This is a genomic window from Rhizobium etli CFN 42 (genome assembly GCF_000092045.1).
Taxonomy (GTDB): domain Bacteria; phylum Pseudomonadota; class Alphaproteobacteria; order Rhizobiales; family Rhizobiaceae; genus Rhizobium; species Rhizobium etli.
Genome location: NC_007761.1, coordinates 1568256 through 1587301 on the forward strand (window position 1 = coordinate 1568256; position 19046 = coordinate 1587301).

General features: G+C 60.9%; 17 protein-coding genes. 8 read left to right on the top strand and 9 right to left on the bottom strand.

Annotated elements, in window-relative coordinates:
• Positions 1-64 precede the first annotated feature (64 nt).
• From RHE_RS07620 to RHE_RS07630, 3 genes are all read right to left on the bottom strand, one after another.
• Entirely contained in the window at positions 65-1126 is a 1062-nt protein-coding gene (locus tag RHE_RS07620; RefSeq protein ID WP_011424827.1) for an adenylate/guanylate cyclase domain-containing protein, read from the bottom strand.
• A 79-nt stretch (positions 1127-1205) separates the two neighbouring features.
• On the bottom strand, positions 1206-2351 hold the full coding sequence (gene rnd, locus RHE_RS07625; protein WP_011424828.1) for a ribonuclease D: 1146 nt from the start codon (positions 2349-2351) through the stop codon (positions 1206-1208).
• Between the two features lie 129 nt (positions 2352-2480).
• Entirely contained in the window at positions 2481-3872 is a 1392-nt protein-coding gene (locus tag RHE_RS07630) for a multicopper oxidase family protein (protein WP_011424829.1), read from the bottom strand.
• A 255-nt stretch (positions 3873-4127) separates the two neighbouring features.
• On the opposite strand from RHE_RS07630, the gene aspS reads away from it, so the two are divergent.
• Complete coding sequence (gene aspS, locus RHE_RS07635) at positions 4128-5918, top strand: aspartate--tRNA ligase (protein ID WP_020920939.1); 1791 nt, start codon at positions 4128-4130, stop codon at positions 5916-5918.
• A gap of 141 nt (positions 5919-6059) precedes the next feature.
• Here the strand turns inward: aspS and RHE_RS07640 are convergent, their stop codons facing one another.
• Positions 6060-7247: a membrane protein gene (locus tag RHE_RS07640; protein WP_011424831.1), complete on the bottom strand. Its 1188-nt coding sequence runs from the start codon at positions 7245-7247 to the stop codon at positions 6060-6062.
• A gap of 235 nt (positions 7248-7482) precedes the next feature.
• Between RHE_RS07640 and parC the strand changes: the two genes are divergently transcribed.
• The gene (gene parC, locus RHE_RS07645; protein ID WP_011424832.1) at positions 7483-9738 is read left to right on the top strand and encodes a DNA topoisomerase IV subunit A; all 2256 of its coding nucleotides are present in this window, start codon (positions 7483-7485) and stop codon (positions 9736-9738) included.
• A 210-nt stretch (positions 9739-9948) separates the two neighbouring features.
• Positions 9949-10407 carry an SRPBCC family protein gene (locus tag RHE_RS07650; protein WP_020920940.1) on the top strand — a complete coding sequence of 153 codons (459 nt, stop codon included), beginning with the start codon at positions 9949-9951 and terminating at the stop codon, positions 10405-10407.
• Between the two features lie 101 nt (positions 10408-10508).
• Here RHE_RS07650 and RHE_RS34265 read toward each other — a convergent pair whose 3' ends face one another.
• From RHE_RS34265 to hemB, 5 genes are all read right to left on the bottom strand, one after another.
• Positions 10509-10646 (bottom strand): hypothetical protein, encoded by a 138-nt coding sequence (locus RHE_RS34265; protein ID WP_244425778.1) that lies wholly within the window; start codon positions 10644-10646, stop codon positions 10509-10511.
• A 50-nt stretch (positions 10647-10696) separates the two neighbouring features.
• Entirely contained in the window at positions 10697-11584 is an 888-nt protein-coding gene (locus RHE_RS07660; RefSeq protein WP_042118206.1) for a DMT family transporter, read from the bottom strand.
• Positions 11585-12361, bottom strand: coding sequence for an arginyltransferase (locus tag RHE_RS07665; RefSeq protein ID WP_011424835.1), 777 nt, complete (start codon positions 12359-12361; stop codon positions 11585-11587).
• Positions 12362-12542: 181 nt separating this feature from the next.
• Positions 12543-13001: an RDD family protein gene (locus tag RHE_RS07670; RefSeq protein WP_011424836.1), complete on the bottom strand. Its 459-nt coding sequence runs from the start codon at positions 12999-13001 to the stop codon at positions 12543-12545.
• Positions 13002-13075: 74 nt separating this feature from the next.
• Positions 13076-14089: a porphobilinogen synthase gene (gene hemB / locus RHE_RS07675; RefSeq protein WP_011424837.1), complete on the bottom strand. Its 1014-nt coding sequence runs from the start codon at positions 14087-14089 to the stop codon at positions 13076-13078.
• A 132-nt stretch (positions 14090-14221) separates the two neighbouring features.
• On the opposite strand from hemB, the gene RHE_RS07680 reads away from it, so the two are divergent.
• The 5 genes from RHE_RS07680 to nrdR all read left to right on the top strand — a co-directional run bounded on the left by RHE_RS07680 (position 14222) and on the right by nrdR (position 19044).
• Positions 14222-14659 (top strand): DUF6163 family protein, encoded by a 438-nt coding sequence (locus RHE_RS07680; protein ID WP_041678856.1) that lies wholly within the window; start codon positions 14222-14224, stop codon positions 14657-14659.
• Positions 14660-14788: 129 nt separating this feature from the next.
• The gene (ldtR, locus tag RHE_RS07685; RefSeq protein WP_004673822.1) at positions 14789-15304 is read left to right on the top strand and encodes a transcriptional regulator LdtR; all 516 of its coding nucleotides are present in this window, start codon (positions 14789-14791) and stop codon (positions 15302-15304) included.
• A gap of 435 nt (positions 15305-15739) precedes the next feature.
• On the top strand, positions 15740-17041 hold the full coding sequence (locus RHE_RS07690) for a L,D-transpeptidase family protein (RefSeq protein WP_011424839.1): 1302 nt from the start codon (positions 15740-15742) through the stop codon (positions 17039-17041).
• 218 nt (positions 17042-17259) lie between these two features.
• Positions 17260-18558, top strand: a complete 1299-nt coding sequence (glyA, locus tag RHE_RS07695) for a serine hydroxymethyltransferase (protein WP_011424840.1) — start codon at positions 17260-17262, stop codon at positions 18556-18558.
• A 9-nt stretch (positions 18559-18567) separates the two neighbouring features.
• Positions 18568-19044, top strand: a complete 477-nt coding sequence (gene nrdR, locus RHE_RS07700) for a transcriptional regulator NrdR (protein ID WP_003547190.1) — start codon at positions 18568-18570, stop codon at positions 19042-19044.
• Positions 19045-19046: the final 2 nt, after the last annotated feature.

Consider the following 19046-nt stretch of genomic DNA (forward strand, 5'->3'; position numbering starts at 1 on the left):
GGCTTCCGTGTCAGCGAATTGACGGTTGGGTGAAGCTTTGGTGACGGGGTGGTAAGAGCGTCGCTCAGCCGTGCAGAACGACTGCGGGCGTGTTCAGCACGGTCACCGCGCGTGAGGAAAGCGCCATGACGCCGAGCGCCTGGCCGCGTCCCTTGACGGCATGGATACCGAGATCGTCGCAGGAAATGTCGTCGGGAAAGGTCATGCGCCGGGCAAGCTCCGCGGAGATCAGCACCTGTCGGTTCAGACTGCGGCAGAGCGTCTCCAACCGGGCGGTCGTATTCACCGTATCGCCGAAATAGCTGATCTTGTGGTGGTCGACGCCCACTTCCGCGGTGATGATCTCGCCGCCGTGAAGGGCGGCGCGAAGCTTCGGCACCTGTCCGTAATTTTTCCGCCAGCCGGCGGCATTGGCGTCGATATCGGCAAGGATGTCGAAGATGCAGCGCACGCAGCGCGCATCTTTGACGCCGCGCGCAAGCGGCCAGGTAATGATCGCCGCATCGCCGACATAGTCGTTGATCATGCCCTTGTGGCGCCGGACCGGCTCGGCGAAGGTCGCAAACAGCGAGCTCAGCAGCTGCTGCGCCCGGAGGTCGCCATGCTTTTCGGCAAAAGCTGTCGAATCGACGAGATCGATGAACAGGAAGACGCGTTCTTCCCTAACCGGATTGCGATAGCGGCTGATGAGCATGCTGACGAATACTTCGCGGCCGAGCAGCTCCCGCACGCGCAGGATGAAGATCAACGCCGAGCAGACGGCAAGCGCATAGAGGAACACCTCGAAGGGCATGATGACGAGATCGAGGAGCGACGACGGCTTCAGCACGCCGATCGCCCGGAGCAGCAGCCCGGCGCAGGCAAAGCCGATGCTCATCAGGATTTCGTAAATTACCAGTTCGGTGATGATGAAGATGAAGGTCGGCAGCTTCTGGATGCGCCGGTAGAGCCCGCGGAACAGCACCTTGCGCTCGAAGGCGATGATCGGCATGCCGATGAACAGCGCGAAGATCGCCCCGATGACCGGCGTCTGGTCGGAGTAGAACATCGAATCGTAAACGACGCCGCTCGCCGCGAGGACGATCACGATCAAGATCCAGTTCTGGGTTGGAGATATTTCCCGCATGCCGTCCCTTCGCTGTCGCGATTTCTCCCGGGCCATTGTTTCAGCTGGGAAAAAGGCGTCAAGCGAATTCGATCTGGTTTCAGAGGCTGACGGTTTCAACCTTTCGGCCGGCGAAACGCAGGCCGATCTGACCCTGGATCAGCTGCAGCGCCGGCTCGCCGAAAAGATCGCGCCGCCAGCCGTGCAGGGCGGCGACATCGGCCTTCTCGCCATCGGCGGCAATCTTATCGAGATCCTCGCTGTTGGCGATCACCTTCGGCGCCACGCCATGTTTTTCCGAGATCAGCTTCAGCAGCACCTTCAAGAGTTCTACGGCGGCAGCTGCGCCCTCCGGGGCCTGCGTCTGACGAGGCACATGCGGCATCTCGGCTTTTGGAAGGGCGAGCGCCGCATTGACCGCTTCGACGACCGCTGTTCCGGCGGCCGAGCGCTCCCAACCCTTCGGAATGGTGCGCAAGCGGCCGAGCGCTTCGGAATCCCTAGGCTGCTGCTGGGCGACCTCATAGATCGCATCGTCCTTCAAGACCCGCGATCGCGGCACATTGCGGGCCCGCGCCTCACGCTCACGCCAGGCGGCGACATATTTCAGGACCGCCAGCTCCTGCGGCTTGCGCAGGCGCATCTTCAGACGCTGCCAGGCGTCATCGGGATGCATGTCGTAGGTTTCACGCGCTTCGAGAATGTCCATTTCCTCGCGCAGCCACGATGTGCGGCCTTCGCGGTCGAGCTGTGAACTCAGCGACAGATAGACGTCGCGCAGGTGGGTGACGTCGGCCAGCGCATATTCCAGCTGCTTTTCGGAGAGCGGCCGGCGACTCCAGTCGGTGAAGCGCGACGACTTGTCGATATGGACGTTCTTGATGCGGCTGACCAGCTGATCATAGGAGACGCTGTCGCCGAAACCGCAGACCATGGCGGCGACCTGCGTGTCGAAGATCGGATGCGGAATGAGATTGCCGCGATTGAAGATGATTTCGATGTCCTGGCGCGCCGCATGAAAGACCTTCAGCACCTTGGTGTCGGCCATCAGTTCGAAGAAGGGGGCTAGGTCGATGCCCTTGGCCAGCGGATCGACGAGAACCTCCATTGTTGGGCTTGCCATCTGGATCAGGCAGAGCTCCGGCCAGAAGGTCGTCTCACGCAGGAATTCGGTGTCAATGGTAATGAAGTCGGACTTGGCCAGCTCTTTGCAGGCGGCCGCCAAATCGGCGGTGGTTTCGATCATATCAATTCATTCGCAAGGAAAAGGTCGGTTGAACCTTCCTTCTCCTTTCGCTTCGATATGTCAATACAACAGCATAAGCTTCGCGCATTGCTGGCTAAGAATTACGTCCAAACTGGGGCAGGGAGCGCCTCAGGTCACCCTGATATAGCTGGTCATCCCTGTCTTCTGATGTTCGATAATATGGCAATGCAGCACCCAGTCGCCGGGATTGTCGGCGACGAGGGCCAGTTGCACCTTCTCGTCGGGCTGGACGAGGTAGGTATCGGACACCAGCGGCATCACCTGCCGCGTCGAGGAGGAGATCACCGTAAAGCTCATGCCGTGCAGATGGATCGGATGAGCGTGTGGCGTGGTGTTCTCCAGATTGAAGACATAGCTCTTGCCGAGCTTCAGTTCCGCCAGCGGCGCCGTCGGATCGGGGGTGTCGCCCGGCCACGGCACTTTGTTAATCGCCCAGAAACTGTAGCCGAGCGTGCCGCAGATACTCTCGACGGCGGCATTTTCCGCGGTCGCACTCAACACCAGCGGGATCTGTTCGGCAGCGGAAAGATCGGCCTTGGCAACGGGGTTTTCGGCAAGCGGGCCGAGATCGCCGATATTGCGTTTCAACGACTGTCCAACGGCGCGCAGGCTGGCGATCGTCTTCGGCGTCGTGCCGCGGATATCTTCCAGTGTAGCGACGGCGCCTTCGCCTTCCGGCATGCGCACGGCAAGGTCGAGCCGCTGTCCCGGCCCGATCTGCAGCAAGTCAAGGGGAAAGCGTTTCGGCACCGGATTGCCGTCGATGGCGATGACGGTCGCATCGGCGCCTGCCATTGTCAGCGAGAAGATGCGCGTCACATCGGTATTGGCGATGCGCAGCCGCGCCAGCCCGCCGGCCGGCGCGTCATATTGCGGCTCCTGATGCCAGTTGGCGGTGCGCACCGTGCCGTAGGTGCCGCTCTTGGCGGCATCGCGCGGCCGGAAGGGGGCGATGAACTGCCCGTCTCCGCCAAGCCGCCAGTCGCGCAGGTTCAGCAGCACCTCCGCATCGAATTCCGGATCGGCCGGGTCCTCGACGACGAGCATGCCGGTCATGCCGTGTCCCATCTGCATCAGCGTGTTGCAATGCGGGTGATACCAGAAGGTGCCGGCATCGGGCGGCGTGAAGGCATAATCGAAGCTGTCGCCGGTATAGATATAGGGTTGCGTCACGAAGGGCACGCCATCCATGCGGTTGTCGATGCGAAGCCCGTGCCAGTGGATCGTGGTCGGCTCGTCCAGCTGGTTGTTCAGCCGTGCCGCGTAGGGCCGCCCTTTCTTCATCCTCAGAACCGGCGGCATGCCGCCATGGCCCCAGCTGACGACATCCCTGGTCGGACCCGCCTCGGTCAGCAAGGCCTCGGTTTTCACAGCCGTCAGCAGCTGCGGTTCCGGCGCCGCCTCGGCAAGCCCGAATTTGCCCGCAACGGCGATGCCGGCGCCATAGGCGCCCGCGATGGCGGATGCCTTCAGAAGGTTGCGGCGGGTCAGCAGAGGCATGCGGAGGCTCCAGGATGAGGCTGCCGATCCTTTTAAAGTTGAGCTTCGTCTTCATCAATACGGGAAACGCGGCCAAACTGCCGCAGCCTGCGGGTCGCAGCCTCGCCATAAACGCATGCCAAACCCAGGGGCGCGGCGCGCCAAGTCTTGACAAATCGGAGCGTCCATGCGCTTTTCCGCCCGATTTTCTTGTCGGCGCGGGAGGGTCTTCGAACCCCTGCTGCCGTCTTCAGCCACATGCCAGGATTTGAGATCATGCATCGCTACCGCAGCCACACATGCGCCGCCCTCCGCAAGACGGATGTTGGCTCGACCGTCCGCATCGCCGGCTGGGTCCATCGCGTTCGCGACCATGGCGGCGTTCTCTTCATCGACCTTCGCGACCATTACGGCATCACCCAGGTTGTCGCTGACCCGGATAGCCCCGCCTTCAAGATGGCCGAAACCGTGCGCGGCGAATGGGTCATCCGCATCGACGGCCTCGTCAAGGCCCGCACCGAAGACACCGTCAACAAGACGATGGCGACCGGCGAAATCGAGCTCTACGCGCAGGAAATCGAGGTGCTCTCTGCTGCCAAGGAATTGCCGCTGCCGGTTTTCGGCGAGCCTGAATATCCTGAAGACGTTCGCCTCAAGTATCGCTTCCTCGATCTTCGCCGCGAAACCCTGCACAAGAACATTGTCAAGCGCACCCAGGTTATTTCGGCCATGCGCCGTGAAATGGGTAGCGCGGGCTTCACCGAGTATACCACGCCGATCCTGACGGCCTCCTCGCCGGAAGGCGCGCGCGACTTCCTCGTGCCGAGCCGGATTCATCCCGGCACTTTTTACGCTCTGCCGCAGGCGCCGCAGCAGTACAAGCAGCTGCTGATGGTCGCAGGTTTCGACCGCTATTTCCAGATCGCGCCATGCTTCCGTGACGAAGACCCACGCGCCGATCGCCTGCCGGGTGAATTCTACCAGCTCGATCTCGAAATGAGCTTCGTCACACAGGAAGACGTCTGGAACACCATGGGTCCGCTGATGACCAAGGTGTTCGAGGAGTTCGCCGAAGGCAAGCCAGTCACCAAGGAATGGCCGCGCATCCCCTATGACGAGGCGATCCGCAAATACGGCTCCGACAAGCCGGATCTGCGCAACCCGATCGTCATGGAAGCGGTGACCGAGCATTTCGCCGGTTCCGGCTTCAAGGTCTTCGCCGGCATGATCGCCTCCAACCCGAAGGTCCAGGTCTGGGCGATTCCGGCCAAGACAGGCGGCTCGCGCGCTTTCTGCGACCGCATGAACGCCTGGGCGCAGAGCCAGGGCCAGCCTGGACTCGGCTACATCTTCTGGCGCAAGGAAGGCGATAAGCTCGAAGGCGCCGGACCGCTTGCAAAGAACATCGGCGAGGAGCGCACCGATGCGATCCGCACTCAGCTCGGCCTCGATGACGGCGACGCCTGCTTCTTCGTCGCCGGCGAGCCGGAAAAGTTCTACAAGTTTGCCGGTGAGGCCCGCACCAAGGCCGGCGAAGAACTGAACCTCGTAGACCGCGATCGCTTCGAACTCTGCTGGATCGTCGATTTCCCCTTCTTCGAATGGAACGACGAGGAGAAGAAGGTCGATTTCGCCCACAACCCGTTCTCGATGCCGCAGGGTGGCCTCGACGCGCTGCAGAACCAGGATCCTTTGACGATCAAGGCCTTCCAGTATGACGCCGTCTGCAATGGCTTCGAAATCGCCTCGGGTTCGATCCGCAACCAGTCGCCGGAAACCATGGTTGCCGCCTTCGAGAAGGTCGGCCTCAGCCAGCAGGACGTCGAGGATCGCTTCGGCGGCCTCTACCGAGCCTTTCAGTATGGCGCGCCCCCGCACGGCGGCGCTGCCTTTGGTATCGACCGCATCATCATGCTGCTCGTCGGCGCGAAGAACCTGCGCGAAATCTCGCTCTTCCCGATGAACCAGCAGGCTCAGGACTTGCTGATGGGCGCACCGAGCCCGGCAACGCTGACGCAGTTGCGCGAGCTGGCGATCCGGCCGATCCCGCCGGTCAAGAAGGACTGAGTTCGGTTCGTTTTTCGAATGAGAAAGCCCGGCGACCGCAATCGCCGGGTTTTTCATTTGTGCCGACGCCTGCATATGCCTGAAATAGAAAGGCTCGGCAGCGGAACTGCCGAGCCTGCTCTCATGAAGGAAGCCAGGCGATCAGTCGTTAGCTGAAACCTTAACGCCGAGCACCTGCGGCAGCGTGTTCGGAGCGCCCATGGCTGCACCGACGATGGTCGGGAACGGCACCGGCTTTTCAGGGGCGGCGCTGACCGTCAGGCTCTTCGGGTCGTCGAGGAAGGTGTTGACGGCGGCCGAAACGGCATTCTGCAGCTCCGGGATATTGAGCTGTGCCAGCATGATCGGCGTCATCGCCTTCAGCGAATCCGCCATCTGCTTGCCGGACATGTTCTGCTGCGAGCCGGCATAGTCGAGCGCGCGCTTGGTGATCGAGGCATCTTCGAAGCGCACTTTTGCGCCCTCGAAGGACAGCTGCTGCATCAGGCCGAGCATGGCGAGGCCGAGCGCCTGCTGCGACTGTTCCTTGTTCGGATTGGCTTCCGATTCCTTCATCGCGTCCTGCATCGACTTCATGAAGGCCATCGTGTAGCCCGAAATCTTGAAGCCAAGGTTCAGCTTGCCGATGTTGGTGAAGTCGAAGGCGAATTCCGAAATGTCGATTGTGCCGGGCGCAAGTTCCCAGGCGCCCTTCATGGTGATGTCGCCCTGGACGTGCTGCAGGGCGAGCTTCTCGATTGCGTCCTTGCTCTGCGCATCCTCGGCCTTGCTGAGATCGGCCTTCATGCTCTTGAAAGCGCCGTCGAAATCGAAGCCGGATTCGTCTTCGCGCAATGTCAGATTCATGTCGCTTTCGAGCACGGAGAAGACTTCCGTGCCATCCTTGACCACCTTCAGCGGGCCGGTATGGGCTGTTTCGTAGAGCATCATCGTATCGAGCGAGTCGCCGCCAGGCGTTGACGGGATCGAAATGCCGCCAAGCGTCAGCTGCTGCGCCGTCACAGTGACGCCATCTTCGGTCTTGTTGATGTCGGGGAAGGCCGCTTCTTCGATATAGTAACCGCCGTCCTCATCTTCCTCGACACCGGAAAGGGTGACTTCGCCGATAGGCAGGCTTTCGCCGCCGGTCGGTTTGACGCTGACATTCTTCAAGGTCACCGTCGTGCCGTTGATATCGATGCCGTCAGCCGAAATCGTTCCGCCTTGTGCGGCATAGGCGGCATTGAGCTTCTTCAGCAGATCGTTGCCGTCGAGGGCGAAGGCCGAGCCGGCGAGCGAGAAAAAGGCTGCGCCCGACAGCATCAGCCGCGTTGTCCGATAAATGTTCATAGGGTGATTCCTCTGGTGGCGTGTGGCGGTTTGGAAATCTGCAGTTACGCTACTACGGATTGGGGCCGCTTTATATTTGCGGACCTCTAAATTTCTGTTGAAGGGAACGGCAAACGAAGTCCAAATTGCGGCGGAACGTTTGTCTCATCCTTTGATGTCGGTCCCAAGACTTCATCCACAGCTGCAATAGGCCGGATTCCTTGCCCGCCGGCCACTTCTGAGCTAGTCAAGGCCCATGGGACAAGAGATTTTGCCGCCTTCCGGCGGAGACGACGACAACATCCAGCCGGTCGACCTGAAGGCGGCGCTCGAGCAGCGTTACCTCGCCTATGCACTGTCGACCATCATGCACCGCGCCTTGCCCGACGTGCGCGATGGGCTGAAGCCTGTCCATCGCCGCATCGTCTACGCGATGAACGAGATGGGTCTGAGGCCGACTTCAGCCTTCAGAAAATGCGCCAAAATCGTCGGCGAGGTGATGGGTAACTACCACCCGCATGGCGACCAGTCGATCTACGACGCGCTTGCCCGTCTCGCCCAGGATTTCTCGCAGCGCTACACGTTGGTCAACGGCCAGGGCAATTTCGGCAATATCGATGGCGACAGCCCCGCCGCCATGCGTTACACCGAGTCGAAGATGACAGCGGTTTCCGAGCTGCTGCTCGAAGGCATCGACCAGGATGCCGTTGATTTCCGCGATACCTATGATGAATCGAATTCCGAGCCGGTCGTCCTCCCCGGCGCCTTCCCGAACCTGCTTGCCAATGGCTCCTCCGGCATCGCCGTCGGCATGGCGACCTCGATCCCGTCTCATAATGCCCATGAGCTTTGCGACGCGGCCCTGCATCTGATCAAGCATCCCGATGCGACCGTCGAAAAGCTCGTCGAATTCATTCCCGGTCCGGATTTCCCGACCGGCGGAATCATTATCGACAGCCGCGACAGCATCATCGAGAGCTACCGCACCGGCCGCGGCGGCTTCCGCGTGCGGGCGAAATGGCAGACGGAGGATCTGGGCCGCGGCGGCTACCAGATCATCATCACCGAAATTCCCTTCCAGGTGCAGAAATCACGGCTGATCGAGAAGATCGCCGAGCTGCTGATCGCCCGCAAGCTGCCGCTGCTAGAAGACATTCGCGACGAATCGGCCGAGGATATCCGCATCGTCCTGGTGCCGAAGTCCCGCAGCGTCGATCCGACGATTCTGATGGAATCGATGTTCAAGCTGACGGAGCTCGAAAGCCGCTTCCCGCTCAACATGAACGTCCTGTCCATGGGGCGCATTCCCAAGGTCATGGCGCTGAACGAGGTGCTGAAGGAGTGGCTGGACCACCGTCGCGAGGTCTTGCAGCGCCGGTCACGCTTCCGTTTGGCGGCAATCGACAAGCGTCTCGAAATCCTCGGCGGTCTTCTGATCGCTTACCTCAACATCGATGAGGTGATCCGGATCATCCGCGAGGAAGACGAGCCGAAGCCCGTGATGATGGCGCGATGGGACCTGACTGATAACCAGGTCGAAGCGATCCTCAACATGCGGCTGCGCGCCTTGCGCAAGCTGGAAGAATTCGAGATCCGCAAGGAGTTCGACGAACTCACCAAGGAAAAGAGCGAGATCGAGGCGCTGCTTGCCTCCGACGACAAGCAGTGGCAGACGGTCGCCTGGGAAATCGGTGAAGTGAAGAAGAAATTCGCTAAAGCGACCGAGGTCGGCCGCCGCCGCACCCAGTTCGCCGAAGCGCCTGAGGCCGATGAAGAGGCGATCCAGCAGGCGATGATCGAGAAGGAACCGATCACTGTCGTCATATCAGAAAAGGGCTGGATCCGCGCCCTGAAGGGCCACATCTCCGAGACGGCGACGCTGACCTTCAAGGAAGGGGACGGCTTGAAAGTGGCCTTCCCGGCGCAGACGACGGACAAGATCCTGATCGTCACGACTGGCGGCAAGGCCTTCACACTCGGTGGCGATAAGCTGCCGGGCGGTCGCGGCCACGGCGAACCATTGCGCATTATGGTCGACATGGACAACGATCAGGCGGTGCTGACCGCCTTTGTCCACGATCCCACCCGCAAGCAGCTGATCGTCTCGACGGCGGGCAACGGCTTCGTCGTTCCAGAGGCGGAGCTGGTTGCCAATACGCGCAAAGGCAAGCAGATCATGAATGTCGCGCTGCCGGAGGAAACGCAACTGCTGGTGCCCGTTAGCGGCGACCATGTCGCCGTCGTCGGCGAAAACCGCAAGCTGCTGGTATTTCCGCTCGCGCAGGTGCCGGAAATGTCGCGCGGCAAGGGCGTGCGTCTGCAGCGCTACAAGGATGGTGGCATTTCCGACGTCCGCTGCTTCGCGATATCGGACGGCCTCTTCTGGGAAGACAGCGCCGGCCGCACCTTCACGAAGAACAAGGACGAGCTCGCCGAATGGCTGGGCGATCGCGCCAGCGCTGGCCGCACCGTGCCAAAGGGTTTTCCGCGCAGCGGCAAATTCGCTGGCTGAGTTCATACTGCTCACCTGATGAGGTGCGGGGTGGTAACTCATTATTTCAGGCGGAAATAAATTCTGCGCTCGGCTCTTGGCGGGCGCGGCAACGTCTCTATCTCATTCCTGTTAACAAAAAGAAGAGAAGGCCGGTTGCGTGGGCGGACGGAACGGCTGTGGCTCGTTGCGCTTCGGGAAGGCGCACGTGCCCCTACCGGAGGAAAATCGATGCCCGCCAGCACCATCAAATTGCATGTTAGCCACACCTACAAGGCGCCGCCCGCTGTCGTTTACGACGCCTGGCTCAACCCCGAAATTGCCCGCCGTTTCCTGTTTGCGACCGATGATGGTCATGTCATCCGTGCCGACATCGATCCGCGCGTCGGGGGCCGTTTCTTCGTCGTCGACCGCCGTCCGACCGGCGATGCTTTTCACCAGGGCGTCTTCCTGGAATTGAAGCGCCCGCGACGCATGGTCTTCAGCTTTTCTGTCGAGGATCACGATCACAATTGCGATCGCGTCGAAATCGACATCGAGCCTCTCGGCGGCGGCAGCCGCCTGACATTGACCCACGAAATGTGCGCCGAATGGGCCGCACACGAGGAGAAAACACGGCAAGGCTGGGCGCATGTCGTCAAAGCGCTCGGCCGGGAACTGGAACAGCAGCAGTTGAAGGCTACCGGTTGAGCGGCACGCTGGAATCCCGCAGGACGCGGGGCGCGCCTTCTTCCTCCATCTCGTCGGCGGCGACGGCGAGGATGAAAGCCTAGAGATCGGCGTCGGTGGTCTCAATCTCGTAGCCATTTTTCGAGCAGGAATACACCGGCGGCGACGATCTCGATGCTTTTGTTGCCGTCGCGGACAAGGCCAAAGCTATGCGGCGTCGAGCCGACGACATGGTCGCAACCGTAATTGGCCTTATGCATCGGCCGGCCGCGGGCGGATCCAAGGTGCCTGCGTCGAGCAGGCGACAACGTCACATCAAAGAGACTTGCCTGACGCTCTTGCGTCGGGCCATCCAGAGGGAATGCACGGCGATCGTTGCCGTCAGGATGCCGCCGCCGACGAGTGTCATCGTCGCCGGCGTTTCGGCAAAGATCAGCCAGACCCAGATCGGCGCGAGCACCGTTTCCAGCAGATAGAACATGCCGACTTCAGGCGCGGAAAGATAACGCGGCCCAGTCGCAAGGCACCAGAAGGCGACCGGCATCATGACGGCGCCGTTGAAGAGGATCCAACCGGGATGAGCGACGGAAACCCCTGAGGGCAGAGCTTGCGCGAGACCGAGCGCGGCCGGCAGGACGGCCGCAAGCAGCGGCACGAAGCCCATTTGCCGGCGCGAGGCCCGTCCGACGGTGATGGCTGCGGCAAGAATAAGCGCGCTGAGAAGCGCCATGGCGTCGCCAAAAACATGGCCGCTGGAAAGTCCTCCGCTCACGATCAATCCAACGCCAAGGATCATGAACAGCATTGAGATCAGCGTTGCGGCCGGGGGCTTCTCCTTAAGGAAAATCCAGGAAAGAAGAGCCCCGAACATCGGGTTGAAGGCGACGATGAAGACGACATTGGCTGTGGCCGTATTGAAGACGGCCAGCACGAAAGTGAGGGAAGAGAGGCCGTACAGCATACCGGCGAGCAGACCGGGTCGGCCCGGAACAAGCACCGGCCACGTGCCTGAAACAAGGCGCATTGCTCCCAGGATGACGAGTGTGGCGAGAACCGTTGCCACGCTCCGCATTCCGAGAATCGACCAGATGTCACCGTCGCCAAGACGGACGAGCGGGATATCCATGGAAAGCGCCAGCCCGCCGATCGCCGTCAGCAGCAGACCCTTCCGATGATCGGAAAGAGCGGTGGGGAACATTCAGTCGTGGGTGCTTTCGGGCATGGAGGAGGGGTCGAAACGTTCCCAGCCGCGCGGGGTCAGATGCTCCTGCGGCTGGAAACGCGTCTTATAATCCATTTTCCGTGATCCCTGAACCCAATAGCCAAGGTAGACATGCGGCAGCCCGAGCGCTTTTGTGCGCCTGACATGGTCGAGAATCATGAAAGTGCCGAGCGAACGCCGCTCGAGCGCCGGATTGAAATAGGAATAGACCATCGACAGCCCGTCGCTCATCGTGTCGGTCAGCGCGGCGGCAAGCAGTTCGCCCTTCGGCCGCTCCTCCAGCCCGGAGCCTTCCTCACGCCGACGATATTCGATGATTCGCGTGTTCACATGCGTGTCTTCCACCATGATCGCATAATCGAGCACGGTCATGTCGGACATGCCGCCCTGCTGGTGGCGGAAATCGAGATAGCGCCGGAAGAGTGAATATTGCTCGCTGGACGGCTGGGCTGCGAATTCGGTGGCGATGACGTCGGAATTGGCGGCAAGCACCCGTTTCATCGATTTCGTCGGTTCGAATTCCTGGGCGAGAATCCGCACGGAAACGCAGGCGCGACAGGATTCGCACGCTGGACGGTAGGCGATGTTCTGCGAGCGGCGGAAGCCGCCCTGGGTGAGGATGTCGTTCATCTCGGCGGCCCGCGGGCCGACCAGATGAGTGAAGACCTTCCGCTCCATCTCATGCGGCAGATACGGACACGCAGCCGGAGCCGTCAGATAAAACTGCGGGGATGGCGTCGTCTGCGTATTCATTTGTCGCGGAAGTTTCCTTGTCGAGACAGTGCCGTTTTCTGACAGCATGACCTAAGAATAGAAAACGTCAACAGCGCGGTGATCTTCGCCCTTCATTTCGGTCTTCTAATTTTGGATATGGAGCGTCGTCATCCCCGGTACAGGGAAGGCGGAGACTTTTTTCGCCTCCGCCGCCAGCGTCTCAGGCCGTGCGTACCGTCACTGTGCCGACCAGGAGGTCGTGGATGAGGCGGCTACGCTCGATGAACAGGCCGGCAAGCAGGATGAGCGGCGTCAGCACCGAGTTGAGGATCCAGAACAGCGCCAGATGCACGATCGCCGTCAGAAAATCCATCGGCCGTCCGTCGACGCGCACGATCGCTATACCCATTGCCCGCATGCCGAGCGAAGCCTGGCTCGACCCACCGACGGTCAGACCGAAGTAAAGGCCCGCTACGATGACGAAGAGGGCAGGGTAGAGGAAGAAGCCGAGGCCGAGCGTGACGATCGACAGGAAGAACAGAACGATCGCCGCGGGAATGCACAGCAGCGCCACGATGAGGTAATCGAGGATGAAGGCAAAGACACGGCGGCTCAACACGCCGCTATAGGCGCGCCAGTCCTCCGGTGCGGCATAAAGCGGATTGGGGTTGTAGCTCATCTCAATCTCCTCTCGCAAAAGCGACGCCGCTGATATGGTGTCGGCGGGGCGAAATACAATCATTCGCCCCGAAATCACCTCTTTGCGAGAATTTTCGCCACCTCGATCGCGAAATAGGTGAGGATGCCGTCGCATCCCGCCCGCTTGAACGACAGCAGCGTTTCGAGCATCGCCCGCTCGCCGTCGATCCAGCCGTTCATCGCTGCGGCCTTGATCTGCGTATACTCACCGGACACTTGGTAGGCGAAGGTCGGCAGGCCGAAGGCCTCCTTCATCCGCCAGCAGATGTCGAGATAGGGCAGGCCAGGCTTGACCATCAGCATGTCGGCGCCTTCCTCGACGTCGAGGGCGGCGTCGCGGATCGCTTCTGTGCCGTTGGCAGGGTCGATATAATAAGTCTTCTTGTCGCCTTTCAGCAGCCCGCCGGTCGAGATCGCCTCCCGATATGGGCCATAAAAGGCCGAAGCGAATTTCGTCGCATAGCTCATGATGCCGACACTCTGGTGGCCGGCCGCATCGAGCGCCATACGGATGGCGCCAATGCGCCCGTCCATCATCTCCGATGGGGCGATGATGTCGGCGCCGGCATCGGCCTGCATCACGGCGGCGCGCGCCACCTGATCGACCGTCTCGTCGTTGACGATCTCGCCGTCTCTCAAGATTCCGTCATGGCCATGGCTGGTGAAGGGATCGAGCGCGACGTCGGTGATGACGCCGATATTGGGCACCGCCTTCTTGATCGCCGCCGTGGCCTGGTTGATCAGATTATTGGCCTCGAGGCTGTTCGAACCCGTCTCGTCGCGCAACTCCATCTCGATATTGGGAAAGGTCGCCAGCGCCGGAATGCCGAAGCCCGCCGCTTCGCGCGCGGCCTCGACGGCCTTGTCGATGCTCATGCGGTTGACGCCGGGCATGGCCGGGATCGGATCGATGATACCGGAGCCCGGCACGATGAAGATCGGCCAGATCAGGTCATCGACCGTCAGCCGGTTCTCCTGTACAAGGCGTCGCGTCCAGTCTGCCTTGCGATTGCGCCGCATGCGGCGATGGCCGGTGATGTCGTCGACGAGATGCGTCTTATCCTGCATGATATCTATCCCTGGCCCATTCCATTTATCGGAGCGCTCATTATCATGGCGCCCGGAAAATCCAAACCGGACGATTGGCCGCGGCGGAAAACCACCCTTATGACAATGCAACCCCGAACCGATGTCTGCGCCATGGAACCCGATAGCCCGACGATCCCGAGACGCACACTGGCGGATCTTCTCTTCATTCTCTTCCTGAGGCTGGTTGCCGTATCCTGCTTCTGGTTCGGCCTGCAATACTGGGCGATGCTCGTCGGCTATTCGCTGGTCGGTGCCGGCCGCTTCGATCTGTTGAGCCTGCCGTGGAAGGTGGCGAGCACCAGCCTTGCCGTGCTTTTCCCCGTCGCCTCCCTCGGCCTCTGGCTCACCGTTTCCTGGGGACCGGTTATTTGGGTGCTGGCAGCAGGCGGGCAGATCCTGATGTATGGCCTGCTGCCTGACATTTTCGGGCCCAACAAACTGATCATCCTGCTGCATCTCATGGTCGCCGCGGTCTACTGCATTTTCCGCCTGTTGCTCTGGCTGGAAAAGCGCCGGCACCGCCGCCAGGTAAGTGTTGATTTACCCTGAGACAACGTGGAGTTTCCGGTAAGGCTCCATTAAGCCTGCGGTTTAAGTCGAATTTTATATGTATTCGATAGGGTCTCACTCAAGGCGGGAAGAAAACGACACCGCCAAACAAACAGTGAGGCAGTCAATATGAACACGAAAATCAAGCCGCAGGCGGTATCCAACTTCCGTGACCAGCAGGATCAGGGCATCCGTGATCTTTACATGGAATCCCTTCATCTTGTCGAACGTCTTCATCGCCGTCTTCTCGACGTCATCAAGGACGAGTTCGACCGTCAGGGTCGCAGCGACGTCAACGCCATCCAGGCGCTGCTCCTTTTCAACATCGGCAATTCGGAGCTGACCGCCGGCGAGCTGCGCTCCCGTGGCTACTATCTCGGCTCTAACGTTTCCTACAATGTCAAGAAGCTGGTCGACCTCGGCTTCATCAACCACCAGCGCTCCCGCATCGACCGCCGCTCGGTCCGCATCAGCCTGACCGAAACCGGCCAGGACATCGCCGAAACGGTCGCCAAGCTCTACGAACGCCACATCGCCTCGATCGACAAGGTCGGCGGCATCGGCACCGACGAGTTCACCCAGATGAACAAGCTGCTCCAGCGCCTCGACCGCTTCTGGAACGACTCGATCATGTATCGTCTCTAAGACCCTCCACCTCCTTTCAGGGTTGAAGAAAACCGGATGCGTTCCCTGCGCGTCCGGTTGTGCCGTTTGCGCTCCGTGGCATCTTTGCAACGCATGGCGGCCAAGCGTAAGGGCCGGTATCCAAGCCGTTTTTTAGCCGTTATTAACCGGCACGATTTACCCGTCATATGGTTCGTTGCGTGATGAACCCGGCCATCGGCAGTTGCCCTCGGCCTGAAAACACGAATTGGCCATATTGGTGTGGCAGCGGAATGTTTAACAACCGGCGCTTTCAATGAACCAGGAACGTTCTGGCTTTCGCATCGCAATCTTGTGATGCGGCGGGCGGAGTTTTCCGATGTGCCGGGAGAACGAATGGATAGGGATCTGCGTTACGGCGCAGTGATATCGCAAAGCGCCGCGCTTCCTTCATAGCGGCATTCAGTGGTTGGGACTATGTCGAAGAAAAACGGAAATGAAGCTCTCTCGCGCCGCGCTTTCCTTGCGTCCGCGGCAACGATTGGCGCCGGCGCGATGGCCGCGCCGGCATTGGCGCAGTCGGCGCTCGATACGCTGATCAACGCACCGCGCCGCGGCAACTGGGACGACCAGTTCGATGCGAAGGCGGCTTCGCGCACGGCGACCGCTGTCGTTTCCAACACGCCGATCCTTGGTCCCCAATCGGTCGCGAGTGCCCAGCAGGCGATCATGCAGTATCAGCAGATTGCGGCCGCCGGCGGCTGGCCTGAAGTCAATCCCGGTGATCAGCGCCTGCAGCTCGGCGTTTCCTCTCCCGCCGTTCAGGTGCTGCGCCAGCGCCTTGCGATCACCGGCGACCTGCCGCGCGAGGCAGGCATGTCGAATGCCTTCGATTCCTATGTCGACGGCGCAGTCAAGCGCTTCCAGGCGCGTCACGGCCTGCCGTCCGACGGCGTTCTCGGCGAATTCACGCTGAAGGCGATGAACATTCCGGCCGATGTCCGTCTGCAGCAGTTGAACACCAATCTGGTTCGCCTGCAGACTTTCCCGGAAGATCTCGGCCGCCGCCACCTGATGGTCAACATTCCGGCCGCCTATGTCGAGGCTGTGGAAGACGGCAGCGTTGCGACGCGCCATACCGCGGTCGTCGGCCGTCTGAGCCGCCCGACGCATCTCGTCAATTCGAAGATCTACGAAGTCATCCTCAATCCCTACTGGACCGCGCCGCGCTCGATCGTCGAAAAGGACATCATGCCGCTGATGCGCAAGGATCCGACCTATCTCGAAAAGAATGCGATCCGCCTGATCGACGGCAAGGGAAATGAGGTTTCTCCGGAGACTATCGATTGGAACGGCGAGGCGCCGAACCTGCAGTTCCGCCAGGACCCGGGCAAGATCAACGCCATGGCGTCGACGAAGATCAACTTCTACAACAAAAACGGCGAGTACATGCACGACACGCCGCAGCAGGGCCTGTTCAACAAGCTTATGCGTTTCGAATCGTCGGGCTGCGTCCGCGTTCAGAACGTGCGCGACCTGTCGACTTGGCTGTTGCGCGAGACGCCGGGCTGGAGCCGCCAGCAGATGGAGCAGGTGATCGCAAGCGGCGTCAACACGCCGATCAAGCTCGCCACCGAAGTTCCGGTCTACTTCGTCTACATCTCCGCCTGGGGCATGCCCGACGGCATCGTCCAGTTCCGCGACGACATCTATCAGATGGACGGCAATGCCGAATTGGCGCTCGATACCACGGCTGGCATGGAACAGCCGGTGCAATAAGCGGCGACCTCTGCATCGCACCCTCGAACCGCGCCCTCCCGGCGCGGTTTTTTTTTATGTTGACGGAGGCGCTCTGTCCCGTCGCCATCATTCTTCGGCGCCGCGCTGTCGCAAAATGGCTGGAGCGCGCGCTTTGCTCAGCAAATGTCGTTCTTCGTATTGCCCTTGCCACAGCGGAAGGCTAATACCTCAGCGCATTCCAGTTGAGGAGCCCGCCCATGACCAATGCTTCCACCGAATCCTTCTTCAATCGCTCGCTTGCGGACGTCGATCCGGAAATCTTCGGCGCGATCGGAAAGGAACTCGGTCGCCAACGGCACGAGATCGAACTGATCGCTTCCGAGAACATCGTCTCCCGCGCCGTGCTGGAAGCCCAGGGCTCCATCATGACCAACAAATATGCCGAGGGTTACCCCGGCAAGCGCTATTACGGCGGCTGCCAGTTCGTCGATATCGCCGAGGAACTGGCGATCGAGCGTGCCAAGAAGCTGTTCGGCGTTAATTTCGCCAACGTTCAGCCGAATTCCGGCTCGCAGATGAACCAGGCCGTGTTCCTGGCGCTGCTGCAACCCGGCGACACCTTCATGGGTCTCGACCTGAATTCGGGCGGCCACCTCACGCATGGTTCGCCGGTCAACATGTCCGGCAAGTGGTTCAACGTCGTTTCCTACGGCGTGCGCGAAGGCGACAACCTGCTCGACATGGATGAAGTCGCCCGCAAGGCCGAAGAGCACAAGCCGAAGGTGATCATCGCCGGCGGCACAGCCTATTCCCGCATCTGGGACTGGAAGCGCTTCCGCGAGATCGCCGACTCGGTCGGCGCTTATCTGATGGTCGACATGGCCCACATCGCCGGTCTTGTCGCCGGCGGCCAGCATCCGTCACCGTTCCCGCACTGCCATGTCGCGACGACGACGACCCACAAGTCGCTGCGCGGCCCGCGCGGTGGTGTCATCCTCACCAACGAGGAGGATCTGGCCAAGAAGTTCAATTCGGCCGTCTTCCCGGGTCTGCAGGGTGGTCCGCTGATGCACATCATTGCCGCCAAGGCGGTTGCCTTCGGTGAGGCGCTGCAGCCGGAATTCAAGGAATATGCAGCCCAGATCGTCAAGAACGCCCGGGCGCTTGCCGAAACGCTGATCGCAGGCGGCCTCGATGTCGTTTCCGGCGGCACCGACAACCATCTGATGCTTGTCGACCTGCGCAAGAAGAACGCCACCGGCAAGCGTGCCGAGGCCGCTCTCGGCCGCGCCTACATCACCTGCAATAAGAACGGCATTCCCTTCGATCCGGAAAAGCCCTTCGTCACCTCCGGCGTGCGCTTGGGTGCACCGGCCGGCACGACGCGTGGTTTCAAGGAAGCCGAATTCCGCGAGATCGGCAATTTGATCGTCGAGGTTCTCGACGGCCTCAAGGTCGCCAATTCCGATGACGGCAACGCCGCCGTTGAAGCCGCCGTGCGCGGCAAGGTGGTCAACCTCACAGACCGCTTCCCAATGTATGACTACATGGGATAAGGAGTAGCGATGCGCTGCCCCTATTGCGGTTCGGAAGATACTCAGGTCAAGGATTCGCGCCCGGCGGAGGACAATACGTCCATCCGCCGGCGGCGTATCTGTCCGGATTGCGGCGGCCGCTTCACCACCTTCGAGCGCGTGCAGCTGCGCGAGCTCATGGTGATCAAGAAGACCGGCCGCAAGGTGCCTTTCGATCGCGACAAGCTGGTGCGCTCCTTCGAGGTGGCGCTGCGCAAGCGTCCGGTCGAGCGTGACCGCATCGAACGCGCCGTTTCCGGCATCGTCCGCCGGCTCGAGAGCTCCGGCGAAACCGAGATTTCCTCTGAGCAGATCGGTCTACAGGTGCTCGAAGCGATGAAGAGCCTCGACGATGTCGGCTTCGTGCGCTACGCTTCGGTCTATCGGGATTTCTCGCTTGCCGAGGATTTCGAGAAGGTCATTTCCGAAATCAACGCCAAAATCGCTCGCGACCCGCTGGACAGATGAGC